The following is a 17,548-nucleotide window of genomic DNA, read 5'->3' as shown; positions in this document are numbered from 1 at the left end:
ATTGACAAACGGAAGCTGCAAGCGCCTTGCGGCAATCATTTGTTAACCATAGCGACCTAACCAATTCAAACAGATAAACTGAGTTGGGACGGGTCGATGTCAATTTCACGCAGAGGTTTCATTGTTGGCCTGCCATTGTTGATGGCCGGATGCGCGACGTCCCAATATGCCAGCTACGGACCCATTCAGGGCGAACGTTTCCCGGTAGCTGCGATACCTGCATCCGAGATCAGGCCGGAACTGCGGCGCAGCGAAGTTGCCTTCGGCGGCGACTATCCTGCCGGTACCATCGTGGTGAACACGCCCGAGCGCCGACTCTATTATGTTCTGGGGAACGGGCGGGCAATCCGCTACGGCATCGGCGTGGGCCGTGAGGGCCTCGCGCTGCGGGGCAATGCCACGGTCGGACGAAAGGCCGAATGGCCGAGCTGGACGCCGACGGCGAACATGATGCGCCGCGACCCCCGCAACCGGCGATATGCCGGCGGTGTCCCGGGCGGACCGAACAATCCGCTGGGCGCGCGGGCGCTCTATCTCTACCGCGATGGCCGCGATACGATGTTCCGCATCCACGGCACCAACCAGCCGAGCACCATCGGCAAGGCGGTGTCCAGCGGTTGCATCCGAATGCTCAATCACGATGTGATTGACCTCTACGCACGTGTCGCGCCGGGCACGAGAGTGGTCGTCATCCAGGCCTGAACGGCCGTCTATTTCATCTGGCCGACCATTCGCGTCAGTGCAGAAAAGGCCGGCAGTTCCGTTTCCGGCTGGCACCGATTGGCGAGCTGCAACAACCTTATGGGAAATGCGATCGCCTCCCTGTGGGAAGGCGGCAACTCGTTCGACCGGTTTTCGCTGGCTTCGGCGGCCTGAAGGGCAGCGTCCAGCTCCTCGATGGTCAGGACGCCTTTCTGAACAAGCAGATGATTGATGGCGGCAATCGCCATCAACAGCCCTTCAAGTTGCAGGTTGGCTACATTCATGGCCGTTGCTCCCTTTGGGGAAACATACAACGGAATGCTGCGCCTGCCGATTCCTGCGCTGCATGACGCAAAAGCCAGCCTGAGACGCGGCCAGATCAACGATAGTGGGAATGCCTTCGGGAAGGCTTGAACGAAGGTTTCTAACCCTCTGATTCTCTGGTCGGAGTGGCAGGATTTGAACCTGCGACCCCATCGTCCCGAACGATGTGCGCTACCAGGCTGCGCTACACTCCGTGACCAGTGGCCGGGCTTATAGCGCTGCGATTTCAATCCTGCAAGCGTCAATGACACGACAGTTCGCCGGTTTGTGACGATTGTTTGTGCAAGAGCCGGGAAGGTGAGAGGATAACCCCCTTTAAAGGCTTTGCTGCTAGGCAAGCTGACGCAATTGCATGTGAAAGGTGCGGGGAGCCTCTCAAGTGAAGCTGACCATTGTGGAACAGGCGCGGCCGAATACCTTCGAGTTCGAGACCGCGGCTTTGATAAAGCCGACTGGCTTTCGCGAATATGACGCGCGCTGGTGGTTCGGCCGTCCCGGCGCGGAAAAGGAGCCGGAACTGAACCTCATCGGCGTGCAGGCGCTGGGCATGGGACTGGCCACGCTGATCCGGCGCATGGGCATCGCCCCCGAGATCGTCACGGGGCATGACTTCCGTGAATATTCGCTGGGGATCAAGCTGGCGCTGGTGTCGGGCCTGATGGCGGCCGGCGCGAAAGTGAAGGACATCGGGCTTGCGCTTTCGCCCATGGCCTATTTCGCCCAGTTTGCGCTCGATACGCCTTCGGTGGCCATGGTGACCGCCTCGCACAACGAGAACGGCTGGACCGGCGTGAAAATGGGCGCGCAGCGGCCCCTGACCTTCGGCCCGGACGAGATGACGGCACTGAAGAACATCGTGCTGGGCGGCGATTTCGATCTCGTCGGCGGCGGTTCCTATGAGATGATACGCGGTTTTCGCGAAACCTATCTCGACGACCTCGTCTCGGGAAAGCGAATCGGCCGCAAGCTCAGGGTCGTGGCCGCCTGCGGCAACGGCACGGCCGGCGCTTTCGCCCCCGAAGCGCTGGAGCGGATCGGTTGCGAGGTCATCCCCCTCGACGTGGAACTCGACCACAGCTTCCCGCGCTACAATCCGAACCCGGAGGACATGCAGATGCTGCATGCGATCCGCGACAAGGTGCTGGAAACGGGCGCCGATGTCGGCCTCGGCTTCGACGGCGATGGCGACCGCTGCGGCGTGGTCGACAACGAGGGCAACGAGATCTTCGCCGACAAGGTGGGCGTGATGCTGGCACGCGATATTTCGCGGCTTCATCCGGGCTCGACCTTCGTCGTGGACGTGAAGTCGACCGGCCTGTTCAGGACCGACCCGCAATTGCAGGCGCAAGGGGCGACGACGGATTACTGGAAGACCGGCCATTCCTACATCAAGCGACGGGTGGCCGAGCTTGGGGCCATCGCCGGCTTCGAGAAATCCGGCCACTTCTTCTTCAATCCGCCCATCGGGCGCGGCTATGACGACGGGCTGGTGACGGCGATTGCCGTGTGCGGCATGCTCGACCGCAATCCGGCCAAGTCCATGGCCGACCTCTATCGCGACCTGCCTGTCACCTACGGCACGCCGACCATGTCGCCGCATTGCGACGACGAGTTGAAATATGGTGTGGTCGAGCGCGTGCTCTCCGATTTCGAACGCATGAAGGCGGCCGGAGAGCGCTTCGCCGGGCAGGCCATCTCCGACCTGGTGACGGTGAACGGCGTGCGCGTCGTGGCCGAAGACGGCACATGGGGGCTGGTGCGGGCCTCGTCGAACAAGCCGGAACTCGTCGTGGTGGTAGAAAGCCCGGTCTCGGCGGAAAGGCGGCGTGAGATGTTCGAGGCGCTGGATGCCGTGCTGCGGCGCAGTCCGGAAGTCGGCCCCTACAACCAGACTTTCTGAGTGACATGATGAGCGAACGCATTGCCTGTTTCGTGATGAGCGGTGGCGTGGGTTCGCGCCTGTGGCCACTCTCGCGCGAGGATAATCCCAAGCAGTTCCATGATCTGTCGGGCGATGGCTCGATGCTTGCCAAGACGTTGCGCCGCATGACCGGGCGCACTGCCGGTGCTGCCCCGGTATTCCTGATCGCATCCGAACGCCATGCCGGGCGTGTGCACGGCGACATAAACGGCATCGATCTTGCCGGGGGCGGGGTGCTTTTCGAGCCGGTGGGGCGCAACACCGCCGCGGCCGTGGCGCTGGCGACATTGCGCACGCTGGCGGATTTTGGCGACAGCCTCATTCTGGTGGTGCCCTCCGATCACGAGATTTCCACCACCGCGCAGTTCTGGCAGACGGTGGAGCAGGGCGTGCCGGCGGCAGGCGAGGGGCGGCTGGTGGTGTTCGGCATTCGCCCCGACCAGCCCGAGACCGGCTATGGCTATATCGAGGTTGGCGCGGAAAATAGCGGCGTCTTCGATGTTTCGCGCTTCGTGGAGAAGCCGGATCTCGAAACGGCGCAGAAATATGTCGCAGCAGGCAACTACTACTGGAATGCCGGCATTTTCCTGTTCCGGGCGAGCGTCATGCGCGACGCCTTCCTGCGCTTCCAGCCGGAAATCTGGAAGGCCACGGAAAAGGCTTCCGAGGCGGCGACCAGCGACCTGTCCGGTCTCTACATGCCGGAAGAGCTCTATGCGGCAATCCCTTCCGATTCCATCGACTATGCGGTGATGGAGCGTGCCGAGGGCATCGCCATGGTGCCGGCAGGTTTCCGATGGAACGACCTCGGCTCATGGCAATCCCTGCTCGATGTCGGACCTTCGGATGAAAACGGCAATGTCATTATCGGCGATGTCGTCGCCATCGATTGCCAGAATTCCTATATCCGCAGCCACGGGCGGCTTCTGTCGGCGGTGGGGCTGAAGGACACGGCGGTGGTCGCAACCGCGGACGCGACCTTCGTGGCTCCGGTGTCGCACAGCCAGAATGTGCGCAAGGTGGTGCAGCAGCTCGAAAAGAGCGGCCGGCTGGAAACGCGGTTCACGCCCTCGCACGACCGGGTGGTGGAAAGCGGCGCATGGCGCGGGCGGGTGCGGCACTGGCTGTTCGAGGAGGCGCTGCCGCTATGGTCCACCATTGGCGTGGACGAGCGCCATGGCGGCTTTCATGAGGCGCTGGGTCTCGACGCGGTGCCGCTGGCCAGGCCGAAGCGCATGCGCACCATGGCGCGGCAGGTCTATGGGTTTGCCGTGGCCAAGGCTCGCGGCTGGGGCGGTCCCGCAGACCTGCTGATCGCCCATGGGCTGGACTTCATGTCGCGCGGCCGAACGGATCGGGGCGGCTGGGCTCGAACCTTCAACGTGGATGGTTCGGTAAGCGACGCGACGGAAGACGCCTACGACCATTCCTGCGTGCTTCTGGCGCTGGCCCACGCCCATATGTGCGGCAATCCGGATGCGTTGCAGCTTGGCCGCGAGACGTTCGCCTTCCTTGACGAGCATCTCGAAGACAGCAGCCTTGCCGGTTTCCTCGAGGCGCCGGAGGGAGGCAGCCTGCGCCGCTCCAATCCGCACATGCATTTGCTGGAGGCGTTTCTCGCCTGGCATGAGGCGACAGGCGACCGAACCTATCTGCGTCGCGCGGCCCGCATCGTCGACCTGTTCCGCAGCTACTTCTTCGATGCGGACAGCTGGACCGTGGGCGAATATTTCGGGGATGGCTGGGCTCCCGCGCCGGACGGCAAAGGCGACTGGACGGAACCGGGCCATCATTTCGAATGGGCCTCGCTGCTGATAGACTTCTCCAATCGCAGCGGTCAGACCAGCCTGACGACCTATGCCCGCAAGCTCTATGCCTCGGCGGTGGCCAATGGCCTGAACCGGGCGACGGGGCTTGCCTACGGCGCGGTATCGAAGCAGGGCATGCCGCTCGACCTTGTGTCGCGAAGCTGGCCGCAGACGGAAGCGATCAAGGCTTCCATCGCGCTTGACAGGGCCGATGGGCCTGACCTGAAGCCGGAGATCGAAGCGCGCGTGGGCCGCCTGTTCCGCTGGCACATCGATCCGGCCCCGGTCGGGCTGTGGATCGACCGTATCGACGAGCGCGGCCGCTCGGTGGCGGCCGAGGTGCCGGCCTCGATCTTCTACCACCTCGTCTATGCCCTGATGCAGTATCTGGATGCGACGGCGGAGAACGGTCAGTAGGGGCTGTCGACGTCGCCGGTTTCCACATAGACCGACTTGATCTGCGAATAATGCTGGAGCGCGGCCAGAGAGTTTTCGCGCCCGATACCAGACTGCTTGTAGCCGCCGAACGGCATCTCTACCGGGGTGAGATTGTAGGCGTTGATCCAGCAAGTGCCCGCCTGCAATTCGCCGATGACGCGGTGGGCGCGCGCCATGTCGCCGGTGAAGACACCGGCGGCGAGGCCGAACTCCGTGCCATTGGCGCGGTTTATCACCTCGTCCTCGTCCGCGAAGGAAAGCACGCTCATCACCGGCCCGAAGATTTCCTCGCGCGCGATGCGCATGTCGTCTGTCACGCCGGTGAAGACGGTCGGTTCCACGAAGAAGCCGCCGTCGAAACCTTGCAGAACAGGCACGTTGCCGCCGCAGGCGAGCGCAGCACCTTCCTGTTTGCCGGCCTCGATATAGGACAGAACGCGCTCGTGCTGGGCCTTGCTGACCAGCGGCCCCATCTGGGTTTCGGGGTCGAGCGGGTCGCCAATGCGGATTTTCTTTGTGCGCTCGACAAGGCGCTCGACGAAGTGGTCGTGCAAGCCTTTCTGGACGAAGACGCGGGTGCCGTTGGAGCAGACCTGACCGGTGGAATAGAAATTGCCGAGCATCGCCCCGCCAATGGCGTTTTCGAGGTCCGCATCGTCGAAGACGATGAGCGGCGACTTGCCGCCAAGCTCCATGGTGGCGTGCTTCATCTCGGCACCCGCCTGCGCCAGGACGCGCTTGCCGGTGGCGACCGAGCCCGTGACCGACACCTTGGCGACGGAAGGATGACCGACCAGCGAAGCGCCCACTTCGCCATAGCCCTGCACTACGTTGAACAGACCATCGGGCAATCCTGCCTCGGAATAGATTTCGGCGAGCGCCAGTGCGGAGAGCGGCGTGTTCTCGGACGGTTTGAAGACCATGGCGTTGCCCATGGCGAGCGCCGGAGCCGATTTCCAGCCGGCGATCTGGATCGGATAGTTCCAGGCGCCGATGCCGACGCAGACGCCGAGCGGTTCGCGGCGCGTATAGGCGAAGGGGCCGCCTAGGTCGATGAACTCGCCGTTGAAGCTGGCGACGGCGCCTGCGAAATATTCGAGGCAATCGGCTGCGGAAGGGGCGTCGGCGACCAGTGTTTCCTGAATGGCCTTGCCTGTGTCGAGCGTTTCGAGCCGCGCCAGCGCCTCGTTGCGGTCGCGCAACATGTCGGCGGCGCGGCGCAGGATGCGGCCGCGCTCGACCGGCTTGATGCGCGCCCATTCGGCTTGCGTGGCGCGTGCCGATTCTATCGCCAGTTCGATGATGTTGGGCGTAGCCGCATGCAGCGTGGCGATGCGCTCGCCCGTGGCCGGATAGATGACGGCGATTTCCGCGCCGCGATCGTCGTCGATATAGCGTCCGTTGACATAGTGGGAGGCGGTCGGCTGGGCGCGCATGGCAGGCTCCGGTGGTTGCATCGGATCGGTTGAAGGGACTTTGGCTTATCTGTCCGACTGTTGCCAGCGCGGATTGATCCAAGGTTCCTGATTGGAGGGCGGCAGCGGCGCGCGGCCAAGAATGTGGTCGGCGGCTTTCTCGCCGGTCATGATCGACGGTCCGTTGAGATTGCCGTTGGTGATGCGCGGAAAGATGGAGGAATCCGCCAACCGCAGGCCCTCCACGCCGATGACCCTGCATTCGGGGTCCACAACGCTCATCGGATCGTCGGCTCGGCCCATGCGACAGGTGCCGCAGGGGTGCAGCGCGCTCTCGGCGTGGTCGCGAATGAAGGCGTCGAGCTCCGCGTCGGTCTGCACATGACTGCCCGGCGAAATCTCCTTGCCGCGATAGGGATCGAAGGCGGCCTGCGAAAAGATCTCGCGGGTGAGGCGGATGCAGCGGCGGAACTCCGTCCAGTCGTCCGGATGGGACATGTAGTTGAAGCGGATGACCGGCTTGTCCCATGCATCGGGCGAACGCAGCGTGACCGAGCCGCGCGATTTGGAACGCATCGGGCCGACATGGGCCTGGAAGCCGTGCGTGTTGGCCACCGCCTTGCCGTCGTAGCGCACGGCGGCGGGGATGAAATGATACTGGATGTCGGGATAGTCGATGCCGGCGGCCGAACGCAGGAAGGCGGCCGCCTCGAAATGATTGGTGGCGCCGAGCCCGCTCTTGAACAGCAGCCAGCGCGCGCCGATGAGCGCCTTGGAGAAAGGATTCAGGACGGAATTCAGCGTGATCGGCTGGGTCGATTCCTGCTGGATGTAGAGTTCGAGATGGTCCTGAAGATTGGCGCCAACGCCGGGCCGGTCGGCAACCACGGCGATGCCGTTATCCTGAAGATGTTGTGCTGGTCCGATGCCCGACAGCATGAGGATTTTCGGCGAGTTGATCGAAGAGGCGGCGACGATCACCTCACACCGCGCTTTAACGACCTGAATCTGTCCGCGAGCTTCGATCTCGACACCGGTGGCGCGTTGATTCTCGATGACGACTTTTCGCGCGAAGCCGCTGACCAGGCTGACGTTTTTCCGTTTCAGGGCAGGGCGCAGATAGGCATTGGCAGTGGACCAGCGGCGGCCGCGATGGATGGTCTGCTCCATCGGTCCGAAACCTTCCTGCTTGGAACCGTTGTAGTCACGGGTGAGTTCGAAGCCTGCCTGCCTGCCTGCCTCGATGAAGGCGGCATAGAGCGGGTTCTCGCGCTTGCCGCGCTGGACGTGCAGGGGCCCGTCGGTGCCGCGCCAGCCTTCCTCGCCGCCATGCGAATGTTCCATGCGCTTGAAGTAGGGCAGCACGTCCGCATAGCTCCAGCCGGCAGCCCCTTCCTCGGCCCAGTGGTCGAAATCGCGGGCATGGCCGCGTACATAGACCATGCCGTTGATGGAAGAGGAGCCACCCAGGACCTTGCCGCGCGGCGTGGCGAGAACGCGTCCGCCCAGGTGTGGCTCCGGCTCGCTGGCGAAGCCCCAGTCGTAGAGCGGCATGTTGAGCGGGATCGACAGGGCGGACGGCATCTGGATCAGCGGCCCGATGTCGGTGCCGCCATATTCGATGACGATGACCGAATGCCTGCCGTCCTCGGACAGCCGGTAGGCCATGGCCGAACCGGCCGAGCCGGAACCGATGATGACGAAATCAGCTTCGAGCATAGCTATTCACCTCGCGGGAAGCGTTTCTGTTCCTCCAGAACATTGAGATCCATGTGATTGCGCATGTAGCGCTCCGAGGCTTTTTGCAGGGGCTGGAAATCCCATGGAAAGTAGGCGCCGTTGCGCAGCGCCGGATAGACCACCCAGCGCCGCGCCTGGCTCTCGCGCACGGCCGCGTCGAAGGCGGCCATGTCCCAGCGGGCGCGGACCTTTTCCATGAAGGCGGCGACCAGACCGGCATGCTGCGGGTCGGCCGCGAGATTGGTCAGTTCGAGCGGATCGGATTCCAGATCAAACAGTTGCGGCGGGTCGATCTCGCAATGCACGAACTTGTACTTGCCTTCGCGGATGGCGACCAGCGGGGCATAGGAGCCTTCGGCCGCATATTCCATCAGCACGGGTTCGCCGCGCTCGCTGCCTTGCATGAGCGGCTTGAGCGATTGCCCGTCCGTCCACGGCATGATGCCGGAAATGTCGATGCCGGCGAGGTCGCAGAGCGTCGGGCAGATGTCGAGATTGGAGACCGGAGCATCGATGCGGGCAGGTCCGACGCCCTTGCCGGCAATCATCAACGGGACGCGGCAGGAGCCTTCGAAAAAGCTCATCTTGAACCACAGGCCGCGCTCGCCCAGCATATCGCCATGATCCGAGCAGAACAGGATGACGGTGTCGTCCAGCATGCGCGTGCGTTCGAGCACATCCAGCAGTTCGCCGACCTTGTCGTCGATATAGGAGATGTTGGCGAAATAGCCGCGGCGTGAGCGGCGCACCTGCTCCGGCGTGATGTCGAAGCTCGCATAGTCGCTGGCGAGATAAAGCCGCTGCGAATGCGGGTCCTGCTCGTCATGCGGGATGAAGCCGACTTCGGGTTCCAGTTGCGGGCAGCCCTCGTAGAGGTCCCAATACTGGCGGCGCGCGACATAGGGGTCGTGCGGGTGGGTGAAGGAGACGGTCAGGCACCAGGGGCGGCGGCCGGTATCTTCGGACTGGCGCGACAGGTCGTAGAGCTTCTGGCCGGCGAGGAAGGCGACCTCGTCGTCATATTCCATCTGGTTGGTGATCTCGGCGACGCCCGCCCCGGTGACGGAGCCGAGGTTGTGATACCACCAGTCGATGCGCTCGCCGGGTTTGCGGTAGTCCGGCGTCCAGCCGAAATCTGCCGGGTAGATGTCGGTGGTCAGCCGCTCCTCGAAGCCGTGCAACTGGTCCGGCCCGACGAAATGCATCTTGCCTGACAGGCAGGTGTAATAGCCGGCGGCGCGCAGGTGATGGGCGAAGGTCGGGATCGACGAGACGAATTCGGCCGCGTTGTCGTAGACGCCGGTACGCGACGGGAGCTGGCCGCTCATGAAGGAGGCGCGCGCTGGCGCGCAAAGCGGCGAGGCGGTGTAATTGTTGCGGAAGCGGGCCGAGCGCGCCGCTAGCGCCTTCAAATGCGGCGCATGCAGGAAATCGGCCGGGCCGTCCGGAAACAGGGTTCCGGCAAGCTGGTCGACCATGAGGATGAGGATGTTCGGACGAGCGGTCATGGGGTGTTGGCCTGCTGCCTGAGCTTCGCGTCGACATAGTCCTCGACAAGTGCGGTGGCGCTTGCCGGATTGGGCAGGCCGTCGCGCAAGGCGCGGCGGATGTAGAGCCCGTCGATCATGGCGGCGATGGCCTCTGCCGCGCGCTCGGCTTCCGGGCGCGGGACGAGGGGAGCGAGCCCACTCATCAGGTTGGAATGCAGGCGCCTTGCATAGACGCGCAGCAGGCGGCGCAGCGTCGGCGAGTTCTGCGCCTCCACATAGAAGGCCAGCCACGCATGCACGGTTTCCTCGCGGAACTGGCCGGCATTGAAGTTGACGGAGATGACCGCCGACACCCGTTCGCGCGGCGTGGCCGCACTGCGCAGGGCCGAAACGGCATCGCGGCCGAGATCGGCCAGCAATTGTCGCATCGTGGCCTGCAAAAGCTCTTCCTTCGGGCCGAAATAGTGATGCGCCAGTGCGGACGACACGCCCGCCCGCCCGGCTATCTCGGCCACGGTGACGTTGAGTGTGCCGCGTTCGCCTATGGTTGAGATGGTGGCGTCGATCAGCGCCTTTCGGCGCACCGGTTCCATTCCGATTTTGGGCATGTCGTGTTCTCCCTGAGGTAGATATTATTTTTAATTGACTGATCAATCAACAAAAATTGCAACCCGGTGGCGGGATTGCCGGGCGGCTTGAGCGGCACCGGCATTGACGGCTATGTCTCTTCCACTGGTTTGCCGATTGCTGAGGACGCAAAAACATGACGAATCCGGTTCTGGTCGAGGTGCTGCGCGGCTCCATCGTGGAGAGTGCGCATCGCGGTGCAATTGCCGTTTACGATGCTGCGGGCAGGACGGTCTGGGAGATTGGCGATACCGCAAAGCCTGTCTTTCCGCGCTCGGCCGTGAAGGCGATACAGGCGCTGCCGCTGGTGGAAAGCGGCGCGGCCGACGCCTACGGCTTCGGCAATCGCGAGCTGGCGCTGGCCTGTGCCTCGCATTCTGGCGAGCCGGAGCATGTCGAAACGGCGCGATCCATGCTCGCAAAGGCCGGGCTGGATGAAGTGGCGCTGGAATGCGGCAGCCACTGGCCGGGCAATCATGGCGCGACCGTGGCGCTGGCGCGCAGCGGCGGCGCACCCAATGCGCTGCACAACAACTGTTCCGGCAAGCATTCGGGGTTTCTGTGTACATGCTGTCATTCCGGGATTGCTCATCGCGGCTATGTGGCCGCCGGGCATAAATTGCAGGATATGGTGCGCGATGCGATGGAGGCGGTGACGGGCGCGGCGCATGGCGTGGACCATTGCGGCACCGACGGTTGCTCGATCCCCACCTATGCCGTGCCGCTGCGCAGTTTCGCCACCGGCTTTGCCAGAATGGCGACGGGGGAGCGGCTGGGAGCGGAACGGGCGAAGGCAGCGCAACGCCTGCTCTGGGCCTGTATGGCCGAGCCATTCATGATGTCCGGCACTGGCTGCGCCGATGAGCGGCTGATGAAAGCCGCACCCGGCCGCATCTTCGTCAAGATGGGGGCGGAAGGTGTCTACTGTGCCGCTATCCCGGAACTCGGCCTCGGAATCGCGCTGAAGTGCGACGATGGCGCGATACGCGCTGCCGAAATCATGATCGCGGGCGTGCTGGCAAAACTGCTGGCGAAAGACGGCGAACTGGCGGCTGAGTTGCGCCGACAAGCGGTGCAGCCGATACTGAGCCGCAACGGCGTCAAGGTCGGCGAACTGAGACCGGCCGACGCGTTGGGTTGATCCGATATGAGCAGGGCGTTCACGAAAGAGGAAGACAACGAGAATGCGGCGGCCGTGCTAGGCGAACGGCCGGTCAGCCCGCACCGCAATCTCGTGACTGCAAACGGGCTGGCCATGATCGAGGCCGAACTCGTGAGGCTGCGCGAGGAAATGGCGGGCGCGGAGACGGAAGACGACCGTGAGCGCCTGGCACTGATGGCGCGTGACTTGCGCTACTGGACCGCGAGGCGCGAGAGCGCCGAATTGTCCGTGCCCGAAGCGGGCTCGGATGTCGTGCGCTTCGGCATGACGGTCGCCCTGGAGGATGGCGACGGCAAGACGGCGCGCTGGCGGATCGTGGGCGAGGACGAGGCCGATCCCGCGAAAGGCTCGATCTCGCATGTGTCTCCGATGGCGCAGGCTCTGTTTGGCCGGAAAGCCGGTGATCTGGTGAACGTCAACGGTCGCGAATGGGAGATCGTTGGCCTGTCGGCGGATGCCTGAGGGCCCCTGTCCATCTGCCCTGGTTCTTTACCCGGAACCGTGTTGTCGCGGAAAAAGGCTGCGCTGGCTGTTCGGCATGTAGTGCGCCCGGTCATCAATGACTCGCACCCAGCCTCCGGTACGCAGATGCTCCTGCGGCGTGAGAACGCCTCGGACTTACCGATCATGTGGATGGTGGTGCCGACAGGTGCATTCCCTGCTGCGACATCGTACAACGGTGTTGCAGCAAGAGCCACGACGATTGGATTTCAGGGCCAGGCTGCCCTGTGGTCCGGACGCAGCGGGTACAGGGCTTCGCAGAAGACGACACCGTCGGTCGGGGCGGGGTGACGCTCCGCCGGCAGGGTGGGCACCGCAATCGCGGCACCCGGAGCAGTCGCGCGGTCTTCGGCGTGGCCCTGCAAGCGCTTTTCGGCATAGGCTTTGACACGAGCCTGAATATGCCCGGCCTTGAGGCTTGGCAGAATGCCGCCTTCCTGTTCGATGCGCTGAAATTCCGCCCAGCCTTGTTCGGCGAGGCTGTTGGTGAGCGCATTGATCTCTCCCGGCGCGGCGGTGTCTTCCTGCATCAACAGCAATTGCACATCGCGCGCCACCCGCCGCGCGGAGCCTTCCGGCAAGCCATGCCCGATCGTATGCGGAAGAACCGATATCGAATCCGCGCCGCCGGCAATCGCTCCGGAGCAGGCGGCCGCGTTGCGGGCGACATTTGCGGTGAGGTCGTCTTGCCCGACGATGCGCATCGACGTTTCGGCATGAATCGTAGCGGCCGCAGGCGGTATCATGAAGTTATCCTGCAAGCGGGTCCACAGCACGCGCAATGCCTTGATCTTGGCGGCTGAACGCGCAACGTCGTCATCCACCCCCACTGCAAAACCGATATGCGGCGCGGCATAGACCAATGCCTGTCGCGCTTCCTGAAAAAGCCGCAGGTGCCCGGCAGCCGATGCCAGCATGGCGCCAAGTTCCTGCGCTTCGCTGGCGCCCGCGTTATGCAATATGCGCCCGTCGGCTTCCAGCAGGACGCCCGGAACGTCCATGGCGAAGAAGTGGGCCAGCGACTGGGGCATGGATGCCTGCAATGCCTCGATGCTCATGCGCAGGCGCCCCGTGCCGGCGAACGTAGCTGCCGGATCGATGCCGAAAGAAAGATTGAGACGCCTGGGGTTGATCTTGCCGCGGTTGAGGAGGGTCACGAGCCAGTCCGCCATGGCGCGGCTGGCGGGATGCACGTCTATCCTGAGATAGATTCTGTCCAGTGGAACGCCTTCCAGAACCTGCTCGAGAGCCTCGGCGGTGCCGGGCAGGCCATAGCCAAAGGCGTTGGGCGCACCGTCGAATACAAGCGCCAGCCCCGTTGCGCCATTGGCGAGGTCGTCGGCTATCTGGGCGCGGGCGCGTTCGATGTCCGGATCGTCGATGCGCTGGCAGACGATCCATCGCGACGAACCGGCGGTCCCGTCAGTTTGAGTTTTGCTTCCGGCCCCAAGCACTCCTTCGGCGAAGGCCCGCCACCGCGTCTCCTGGCCGTGGCGATCTGCTGCTGTATCGGTCAAGAATCGATTCCTCTGCTGCACCCCAGGTCCGCCGCATCGGCCGGGACGGCAGTGTACGGTTCCTGCTCCTCTACCGCAATGCAGCAGATGGAGGTGGGGAAGTTGCATCTTTGATTTTCACGGCTGCCTTACTATACCAGAAGATGGCCAGGAAGCCCTGAGCCGTTCGGGATTGCGGAGAACTGACGATGGCGGGTGACGACAGCATTTTCCTCGGTGCAAGCCGCAAGCCTGACGACAGCTATCAGGAGGCGGAAAACCTTCTGCTGCGCTACGGCAACCGCCATGGGCTCGTCACCGGGGCGACCGGTACGGGCAAGACGGTGACCTTGCAGATATTGGCCGAAGGATTTTCGAATGCCGGCGTTCCGGTGTTCTGCGCCGATATCAAGGGCGACCTTTCAGGCATCTCCATGATAGGCGAGGCCAAGGACTTCCTTCTGAAAAGGGCCGAGGAAATCCATCTCGACCCGTATGAGTTTCAGGAGTTCCCGGTGATCTTCTGGGACCTGTTCGGAGAACAGGGCCACCCGATTCGGGCAACCATTTCGGAGATGGGACCGCTGTTGCTGTCGCGGCTGATGAACCTGACCGAGGCGCAGGAAGGTGTCATGAACATCGCCTTCCGCATCGCCGATGAAGAGGGGCTGCTTCTCCTCGACATGAAGGATTTGCAGGCGCTGCTGGCCAATCTTGCCGAGCGGTCCGCCGAGATTGGCGCGCGCTACGGCAATGTCACCAGGCAGTCTGTGGGCGCGATCCAGCGCTCGCTGCTGGTTCTGGAGCAGCAGGGCGGCAACAACTTCTTCGGCGAACCGGCGCTGCGCATCGCCGACCTGATGCGCACCACGCGCGACGGGCGGGGAGCCATCAACGTGCTGGCTGCGGACAAGCTGATGATGAATCCGCGCCTCTATGCCACCTTCCTGCTGTGGCTCATGTCGGAACTGTTCGAGGTGCTGCCTGAGGTTGGCGATCCCGACAAGCCGAAGCTGGTGTTCTTCTTCGATGAAGCCCATCTCCTGTTCGACGATGCGCCCAAGGCGCTGGTCGACCGTGTCGAGCAGGTCGTTCGGCTGATCCGCTCCAAGGGCGTCGGGGTCTACTTCGTGACGCAGAACCCGCTCGACGTGCCGGAAACCGTACTTGCCCAGCTTGGCAATCGCATCCAGCACGCCCTGCGCGCCTATACGCCGCGCGAGCAGAAGGCGGTGAAGACGGCGGCCGACACCTTCCGGCCGAACCCCGATTTCGATTGCGCAACAGCGATCACGCAGCTCGGTACAGGCGAGGCGCTTGTCTCGACGCTGGAGAACAAGGGCGTTCCTTCGATTGTCCAGCGTACGCTCATCCGCCCGCCGTCGTCGCGGCTCGGGCCGGTGACGCCACAGGAGCGACAGAAGATCGTGGCAATGAGCCCGGTAGCCGGTCAATACGACCAGCCGGTCGACCGTGAATCCGCCTTTGAGATTCTCCAGAAGCGCGCATCGGAGGCGCAGGCCGCGCCGCAGCAGGCGCAACCGCAGACACCGGGCGGCACCGGAGGCGGCTGGACCTTGCCCGATTTCGGCAATGCGCCGGCCCCGACCACACGCACGCGCCGGACCGCTGCGCCGCGAACGTCGAACCGACAGACCGTGACGGAAGCGGCGATCAAGTCGGTGGTGCGTTCGGTCGGATCCTCTGTCGGGCGCGCGCTGGTGCGCGGTATTCTCGGCAGTCTGACCCGAAAGTAACGGCTTGCCGCATGGTGCAAGAAAGGCGGCGCATGGGCGCCGCCTTTCCTGTTGAAGCCGTCAGCCTGACGTCAAAGCCACGAGCGGCTGACGCGACCGAGAAGGGTGGAGCCCTCGGGCACGCCCGCATCGACAGCGACGCCGCCCGGATCATGGCCGGCGATGCGCGCGCCTAGCCCGTTCGTGACGAGAATGGGCGTCTTGCCGGGAACGCGGCTATGGAGGTCGATGATGTCCTGGTTCATCAGGCGCACGCAGCCGGACGAGATCGACTTGCCGATCGAGTGCCACTCAGGCGAGCCGTGGATACGGTAAAGCGTATCCTCGTTGTTCTGGAATATGTAGAGCGCGCGCGCACCCAGCGGGTTCATCAACCCCGGAGGCATGCCGCCGTTGCGCGAGCTGTATTTCTCCAGTTCCGGCTGGCGGGCGATCATCTCGTCCGGAGGGGTCCACTTCGGCCATTCGCGCTTGTACTGGACGACCGCGCGGCCCGCCCACTCGAAACCGGCGCGGCCCAGACCGACACCATAGCGTATGGCCTGCCCGTCTTCGCGGACGAGATAGAGGAAGTGCTGCGAGGTGTCGACGACAATGGTGCCGGGACGTTCGCCGGTCGGATCTGGCACGATCTGGCGCAGGAATTTCGAATCGATCTTGCGATACGGGACCGCAGGAATCTCGTAGCCTCCGTCGAACACCGGGCCATACATGATGTCGTAACTGCCGAGTTCCGGCTGGGCTTGCGGCTCTGGAGGGCCAAGGGGGACGGAGGGGGATGTGGTGGTGCAGGCCGATACGGTGGCCGCTGCCGCGCCCATCGCCGCCATATTGAGGAAACGACGCCTTGTCAGCAGGGCGGGAGGTGAATCTGTTGCCATAAGCTGCAGTCTCGATCTTTCTTACTGTTCACATGGGCACGCCATGGGCGTCGCCTCTCCCGACCGGGCCGATAGGTAGTGCCGAATCTGGCCGCAGGGAGGATAAATAAAGGCGAACATGTGACTAAGGTTCCACTGTTGCCAATCGGCAACGGGTTGCCCGACCTTAGATGGTGCTGCTGAAAGGAAGGTAAACAGATTATGTGGCCGGTTCTGGATTAATGATTATGACGTCTTCGTGATTGACGGGCGGGCGGCAAGAGACGACCAATGGTGACATTGGTTAAAACCGACGGACTGGAAACGACATGACATTGGCGGAAAAAGCGCGCACGACGACCTGGAGCTATGTGGATGGCGACTGGCATGAGGGCAATGTCGCGCTGATCGGGCCGATGAGCCATGCCATGTGGCTGGGCTCGACCGTATTCGACGGCGCGCGCTGGTTCGAAGGCGTGGCGCCCGATCTCGATCTTCATGCGGCGCGCGTCAACGCCTCCGCAATTGCGCTGGGTCTGAAACCGACCATGAGCCCTGACCGGATCGTGGAACTGACATGGGACGGCCTGAAGCGATTCGATGGCAAGACCGCCGTTTACATCCGGCCGATGTACTGGGCCGAGCATGGCGGTTATATGGGGGTGCCGGCGGACCCTGCATCGACCCGTTTCTGCCTTTGCCTCTACGAATCGCCAATGCTGGCGCCGGAAGGATTTTCGGTCACGGTCTCGCCGTTCCGCAGGCCGACCATCGAAACCATGCCCACCAATGCCAAGGCCGGGTGCCTGTACCCCAACAATGCGCGCGCCATCCTGGAGGCGCGGATGCGCGGCTTCGACAATGCGCTGGTGCTCGACATGCTGGGCAATGTGGCCGAGACCGGTTCGACCAATATTTTCATGGTGAAGGACGGCCATGTGTTCACCCCATCCGCGAACGGCACGTTCCTCGCCGGAATCACGCGCGCCCGCACGATCCGGCTGTTGGCGGACTATGGTTTCCAGACCACCGAAAAGACGCTGACCGTGCGCGATTTCCGCGAGGCCGACGAGATATTTTCCACCGGAAATCATTCCAAGGTCGTGCCCGTCGTCCGCTTCGAGGACAGGCAATTGCCAGCCGGGCCTGTAGCCAGGAAGGCGCGGGAGCTTTATTGGGAATGGGCGCATTCGACTTCCGCTTCGTGAGCAAATAAAAGGTGTCCGGTGCTTCGCGGCGGGAGTTGTTCCCGTGGCATGCGTACCTATGTTAGTCCGGTAACCCAGCCGGATTTTTTTTGAGGAGTA

Annotated in this window: 14 protein-coding genes and 1 tRNA gene; 7 read left to right on the top strand and 8 right to left on the bottom strand. The window is 63.4% G+C overall.

From position 1 onward, the window contains the following. The first annotated feature begins 96 nt into the window (after nucleotides 1-96). Nucleotides 97-702, top strand: a complete 606-nt coding sequence (locus DES43_RS05540) for a L,D-transpeptidase (protein WP_035023101.1) — start codon at nucleotides 97-99, stop codon at nucleotides 700-702. 8 nt (nucleotides 703-710) lie between these two features. Here DES43_RS05540 and DES43_RS05535 read toward each other — a convergent pair whose 3' ends face one another. Continuing rightward, nucleotides 711-986 (bottom strand): hypothetical protein, encoded by a 276-nt coding sequence (locus DES43_RS05535; protein ID WP_035023098.1) that lies wholly within the window; start codon nucleotides 984-986, stop codon nucleotides 711-713. Nucleotides 987-1,143: 157 nt separating this feature from the next. Then, a tRNA-Pro gene (locus DES43_RS05530) sits at nucleotides 1,144-1,220 on the bottom strand. A 185-nt stretch (nucleotides 1,221-1,405) separates the two neighbouring features. Between DES43_RS05530 and DES43_RS05525 the strand changes: the two genes are divergently transcribed. Together DES43_RS05525 and DES43_RS05520 are read left to right on the top strand one after the other, a co-directional pair. Continuing rightward, nucleotides 1,406-2,926 (top strand): phosphomannomutase/phosphoglucomutase, encoded by a 1,521-nt coding sequence (locus tag DES43_RS05525; RefSeq protein WP_035023095.1) that lies wholly within the window; start codon nucleotides 1,406-1,408, stop codon nucleotides 2,924-2,926. Between the two features lie 8 nt (nucleotides 2,927-2,934). After that, complete coding sequence (locus DES43_RS05520) at nucleotides 2,935-5,172, top strand: mannose-1-phosphate guanylyltransferase/mannose-6-phosphate isomerase (RefSeq protein ID WP_035023484.1); 2,238 nt, start codon at nucleotides 2,935-2,937, stop codon at nucleotides 5,170-5,172. Here the strand turns inward: DES43_RS05520 and betB are convergent. Genes betB through betI form a run of 4 tightly spaced genes read right to left on the bottom strand, consistent with a single transcriptional unit; the run spans nucleotide 5,166 to nucleotide 10,446 of the window. Next, a complete protein-coding gene (gene betB, locus DES43_RS05515) occupies nucleotides 5,166-6,629 on the bottom strand; it encodes a betaine-aldehyde dehydrogenase (protein ID WP_035023092.1) in 1,464 nt (487 codons plus the stop codon). The two genes, DES43_RS05520 and betB, sit on opposite strands and share 7 nt — an antisense overlap. A gap of 45 nt (nucleotides 6,630-6,674) precedes the next feature. Beyond that, nucleotides 6,675-8,327 (bottom strand): choline dehydrogenase, encoded by a 1,653-nt coding sequence (gene betA / locus DES43_RS05510; protein WP_035023089.1) that lies wholly within the window; start codon nucleotides 8,325-8,327, stop codon nucleotides 6,675-6,677. 2 nt (nucleotides 8,328-8,329) lie between these two features. Next, nucleotides 8,330-9,856 (bottom strand): choline-sulfatase, encoded by a 1,527-nt coding sequence (betC, locus tag DES43_RS05505; protein ID WP_035023086.1) that lies wholly within the window; start codon nucleotides 9,854-9,856, stop codon nucleotides 8,330-8,332. Continuing rightward, entirely contained in the window at nucleotides 9,853-10,446 is a 594-nt protein-coding gene (betI, locus tag DES43_RS05500) for a transcriptional regulator BetI (protein WP_035023083.1), read from the bottom strand. Before betI ends, betC begins: the two co-directional genes overlap by 4 nt. Before the next feature lie 155 nt (nucleotides 10,447-10,601). Between betI and DES43_RS05495 the strand changes: the two genes are divergently transcribed. Together DES43_RS05495 and greA are read left to right on the top strand one after the other, a co-directional pair. After that, entirely contained in the window at nucleotides 10,602-11,606 is a 1,005-nt protein-coding gene (locus DES43_RS05495) for an asparaginase (protein ID WP_035023080.1), read from the top strand. Between the two features lie 6 nt (nucleotides 11,607-11,612). After that, nucleotides 11,613-12,089, top strand: a complete 477-nt coding sequence (gene greA / locus DES43_RS05490; RefSeq protein ID WP_035023077.1) for a transcription elongation factor GreA — start codon at nucleotides 11,613-11,615, stop codon at nucleotides 12,087-12,089. Between the two features lie 248 nt (nucleotides 12,090-12,337). Here greA and DES43_RS05485 read toward each other — a convergent pair whose 3' ends face one another. Beyond that, nucleotides 12,338-13,645 carry a methylmalonyl-CoA mutase family protein gene (locus tag DES43_RS05485; RefSeq protein ID WP_051520360.1) on the bottom strand — a complete coding sequence of 436 codons (1,308 nt, stop codon included), beginning with the start codon at nucleotides 13,643-13,645 and terminating at the stop codon, nucleotides 12,338-12,340. 188 nt (nucleotides 13,646-13,833) lie between these two features. Between DES43_RS05485 and DES43_RS05480 the strand changes: the two genes are divergently transcribed. After that, entirely contained in the window at nucleotides 13,834-15,381 is a 1,548-nt protein-coding gene (locus tag DES43_RS05480) for a helicase HerA-like C-terminal domain-containing protein (RefSeq protein ID WP_035023074.1), read from the top strand. Between the two features lie 71 nt (nucleotides 15,382-15,452). On the opposite strand, the gene DES43_RS05475 is transcribed toward DES43_RS05480, so the two are convergent. Then, the gene (locus DES43_RS05475) at nucleotides 15,453-16,262 is read right to left on the bottom strand and encodes a L,D-transpeptidase (RefSeq protein WP_035023071.1); all 810 of its coding nucleotides are present in this window, start codon (nucleotides 16,260-16,262) and stop codon (nucleotides 15,453-15,455) included. A 308-nt stretch (nucleotides 16,263-16,570) separates the two neighbouring features. Between DES43_RS05475 and DES43_RS05470 the strand changes: the two genes are divergently transcribed. Further along, complete coding sequence (locus DES43_RS05470) at nucleotides 16,571-17,449, top strand: branched-chain amino acid aminotransferase (protein ID WP_035023069.1); 879 nt, start codon at nucleotides 16,571-16,573, stop codon at nucleotides 17,447-17,449. Nucleotides 17,450-17,548 lie beyond the last annotated feature (99 nt).

This window comes from Aquamicrobium defluvii (assembly GCF_004363725.1).
Taxonomy (GTDB): domain Bacteria; phylum Pseudomonadota; class Alphaproteobacteria; order Rhizobiales; family Rhizobiaceae; genus Mesorhizobium; species Mesorhizobium defluvii.
The sequence above is the reverse complement of the archived record's forward strand: the minus strand, read 5'-3'. Positions and strand labels throughout refer to the sequence as shown.